Source organism: Muriicola sp. (assembly GCF_041567615.1).
GTDB lineage: Bacteria > Bacteroidota > Bacteroidia > Flavobacteriales > Flavobacteriaceae > Muriicola.
Map to the genome: position 1 here is coordinate 1 of NZ_JBFGBM010000231.1, position 3,530 is coordinate 3,530.

A 3,530-nucleotide genomic window follows, 5' to 3' on the forward strand; every position below is an offset into this window, starting at 1 on the left:
GTGGTCACTACCTCGGATGCAGGGGCCGGAGTGGGCTATACGGGAATACGGGTGAGGGGAAGCGATGCTACGCGGGTCAACGTCACCATCAACGGAATCCCTTATAACGATTCTGAATCCCATGGGACTTTTTGGGTAAACCTGCCCGATTTCGCCTCTTCTACAGAAGACCTTCAACTACAGAGGGGGGTGGGAACCTCCACGAACGGCGCAGGGGCTTTTGGGGCCAGCCTGAATCTGCTTACAGATGCCGTTTCCGAAGAGGGTTACGCTCAGCTGTCTTCATCCTATGGCAGCTTCAATACCATGCGAAACAACGTGAAGTTCTCTACCGGGCTCCTGGGCGATGCCTTTGAGTTCTCCGGACGATTGTCCAGGATCATCTCAGACGGATATATCGACAGGGCTTCCTCAGCCCTGGACTCCTACTTCCTCCAGGGGGCTTTCCGGGATGAGAACACCCTGGTAAAGGCCCTGCTCTTCGGGGGGCATGAGATCACCTACCAGGCGTACTTCGGGATTGATGCCGAGACCCTGGCGAATGACAGGCGGTTCAATCCGGCCGGACAGTACACGGATGAGAACGGGCAGACCCGATTCTATGAGAATGAGGTGGATGACTATAAACAGGACCATTTTCAGTTGCACTGGAACCAGGCCCTTGGCAGGGGATGGAATTCAAATATCGCCCTGCACTACACCAGGGGAAGAGGATATTTTGAACAGTTCAGGGAAGACGATGATTTCGAAACTTACGGTTTCGAGCCGGTAACTGTTAACGGGGAACTGGTCACGGAGACGGATCTGGTGAGAAGGAGATGGCTCGACAATGATTTTTACGGCACGGTCTTTTCCCTCAACCGGGACTTTGAGAAAGTAAAATTTATACTGGGGGGTGGGTATAACTGGTACGAAGGCGACCATTTTGGAGAGGTAATCTGGGCCAGGCTGGCTCCCAGTGCGGATCTCAGAGACCGCTATTACGACGACACCTCCAGAAAAACGGATCTGAACCTGTATGCCAAGGCTAATTATCAATGGACTGACCGCTGGAGTTTTTACGGTGACCTGCAGGTGCGTTCGGTGAATTACCAAGCCGATGGGAATGAGACGGGCATTGTGGATGATACCTTCAGTTTTTTCAATCCCAAGGCCGGGCTGATCTATGACCTGAACCGGAATAACAATTTCTATTTTTCATGGGCAGTGGCCAACAGGGAACCCAACCGAAACGATTATGAGAACGGGAATCCCAGACCTGAGCGCCTGAACGATCTCGAATTGGGTTGGCGCTATATCAGCCCCGATGTACAGGTCAACACCAACCTTTTTTATATGAGGTACAAGGACCAGCTAGTCCTTACGGGAGAACTGAATGACGTAGGGGCTCCCCTGAGAGCAAACGTCGGGGACAGCTACCGATTTGGCCTCGAGATCGATGCGGCTGTAAAACTGGGAGACTCTTTTATCTGGCAACCCAACCTCGCCCTGTCGACAAACAAGAATATAGACTACGTTTTCCAACGGGACGGTGTCCTGGAGGAACTGGGAAACACCAATATTTCCTATTCCCCGGGGATTATCGCCGGGAACAGGATCGCTTATGAACCCAATTCGGATTTTACCCTGGCCCTGCTGACCAAATATGTAGGGAAACAGTATATGGGAAATATAGATTCCGAGGCCTCGGTCCTGGAGGCCTATTCCCAGACAGACTTTAATGTGTCTTATGAGATCAGGCCTGAGAAGTATTTGAAGAGGGTAGTCCTGTCGGCCCTGGTCAACAATGTATTCGATGCCAAATACGTGTCTAATGGGTATTTCTTCACCTTCGATGACACCTTTAGCAACCCCGGTACGACCACGACTGTAGAAGGAGCGGGTTATTATCCCCAGGCGGGAATCAACTTCCTGGCGGGAATCCAGCTTGAATTCTAGGAAAGAAGGCCTGTAATGAACATACGGCGGCCCTAATTGCTGATCGTAACGATATTTCCGCTCTGGATTGCCCTGTATTCCAGCATGTTGAAATATCGGTTTCCGTCCTGAGGCACGGAGAGCTGCTGGCCGGTAAAAAGGCTGTATTCATATCCCTCACAGGCACATACGGCGGTTTGTCCCTCCAGTTGGGTCGTGGAGCAGGGACTTGGGCTGTGGTTAGGACAACTGGCCTCGAAGGCGCGGAACGCGAAACCGGTATTCATCACAAAAACACCGCGGATACCCACACCCTGTGCCCCTATATAGACCGCATTTCCGGGATTGGTCAGGGGACTGTAGAGCGGGAGGTTCAGGTTGACCTCGAAACGAAAGCCTATTTCCTGCAAGTAGGGATTGCGCTGTCCCTGGTCATTGCTGCAGGAGAACAGGATGAAACAAAAGGGTAAGAATTTTAATGTTCTCATAGGGATTCCGCATCAGGGGCTCCCTGCAAAAGTCATTAAAAATTCTGTATATTTGACCCTAATCCTCTCGAAAATACGTTCCCGGCGGGAGCAGTAGATGCAGGGGATTTTCTATTTATAAAACGAGACGATATGAGCAATGTATCTTATTATACAGCGGAAGGATTAAGGAAATTAAAGGAAGAGCTCAATCATTTAAGGGACGTTGAGCGCCCCCGCGCATCTCAGGCGATCGCCGATGCGAGGGACAAGGGCGACCTGTCCGAAAATGCGGAATACGACGCGGCCAAAGAAGCACAAGGCCATCTGGAACTCAAGATCGCCAAACTTGAAGAGACCCTGGCCAATGCCAGGCTCATTGATGAATCCCAGTTAGACACCTCGAAAGTGCTTGTGCTCTCTACCGTGAAACTGCGCAACAAACAAAACGGGATGGAGATGACCTATACTCTGGTGGCAGAGAGTGAGGCAGATCTTAAGGCGGGAAAGATCTCCGTGACCTCTCCCATCGGAAAAGGACTCCTGGGGAAAAAGGTGGGGGAGACTGCAGAGATCAAGGTCCCCAACGGAACGCTTAAACTGGAAATACTGGAGATCAGCAGGAGCTGAGGAAGAATATTCCTTATCTTTAATCCTGTCATTCTTATGACGGGATTTTTTATACCGGTACTATGGCCACAATTTTCACTAAGATCATCAAAGGGGAGATCCCCTGTTACAAAATCGCGGAAGACGAAAACTTTTTTGCCTTCCTGGATATCAACCCTAATGCTGCCGGACATACCCTTTGCGTTCCAAAAAAAGAGGTGGATAAACTCCTGGATCTGGATGAACAAACCTATGCGGGTCTTATGAAGTTTGCCCGGAAAGTGGGACTGGCCATTGAGGCGGCTGTTCCCTGTAAAAGGGTGGGAATGACCGTCATTGGCCTTGAGGTACCTCATGTGCACGTCCATCTGATCCCATTACACACCATGGCCAACGCTACCTTTCAGCAAAAGGTCTCCCTCTCTCCTGAAGAGTTCGAAGAGGTGGCCGCCCGTATCAGATCAAATCTTTGAAAAATCCGGCCTGGTATAAATAGGCTGATACCCCAAGCAGAACGAGCAATACAATGAGAAGCCA

At 50.6% G+C, this 3,530-nt stretch carries 4 protein-coding genes; 3 read left to right on the plus strand and 1 reads right to left on the minus strand.

Annotated elements, in window-relative coordinates; translation table 11 throughout:
- A partial coding sequence (locus tag ABYP73_RS12325) for a TonB-dependent receptor (protein WP_372974526.1) occupies positions 1-1,938 on the plus strand: 1,938 nt, incomplete at its 5' end.
- 32 nt (positions 1,939-1,970) lie between these two features.
- Here the strand turns inward: ABYP73_RS12325 and ABYP73_RS12330 are convergent.
- Positions 1,971-2,405 (minus strand): Rieske (2Fe-2S) protein, encoded by a 435-nt coding sequence (locus ABYP73_RS12330; RefSeq protein ID WP_372945127.1) that lies wholly within the window; start codon positions 2,403-2,405, stop codon positions 1,971-1,973.
- Between the two features lie 132 nt (positions 2,406-2,537).
- Between ABYP73_RS12330 and greA the strand changes: the two genes are divergently transcribed.
- Together greA and ABYP73_RS12340 are read left to right on the plus strand one after the other, a co-directional pair.
- The gene (gene greA / locus ABYP73_RS12335) at positions 2,538-3,014 is read left to right on the plus strand and encodes a transcription elongation factor GreA (RefSeq protein ID WP_372945128.1); all 477 of its coding nucleotides are present in this window, start codon (positions 2,538-2,540) and stop codon (positions 3,012-3,014) included.
- Between the two features lie 62 nt (positions 3,015-3,076).
- The gene (locus ABYP73_RS12340) at positions 3,077-3,466 is read left to right on the plus strand and encodes an HIT family protein (RefSeq protein ID WP_372974527.1); all 390 of its coding nucleotides are present in this window, start codon (positions 3,077-3,079) and stop codon (positions 3,464-3,466) included.
- Positions 3,467-3,530 lie beyond the last annotated feature (64 nt).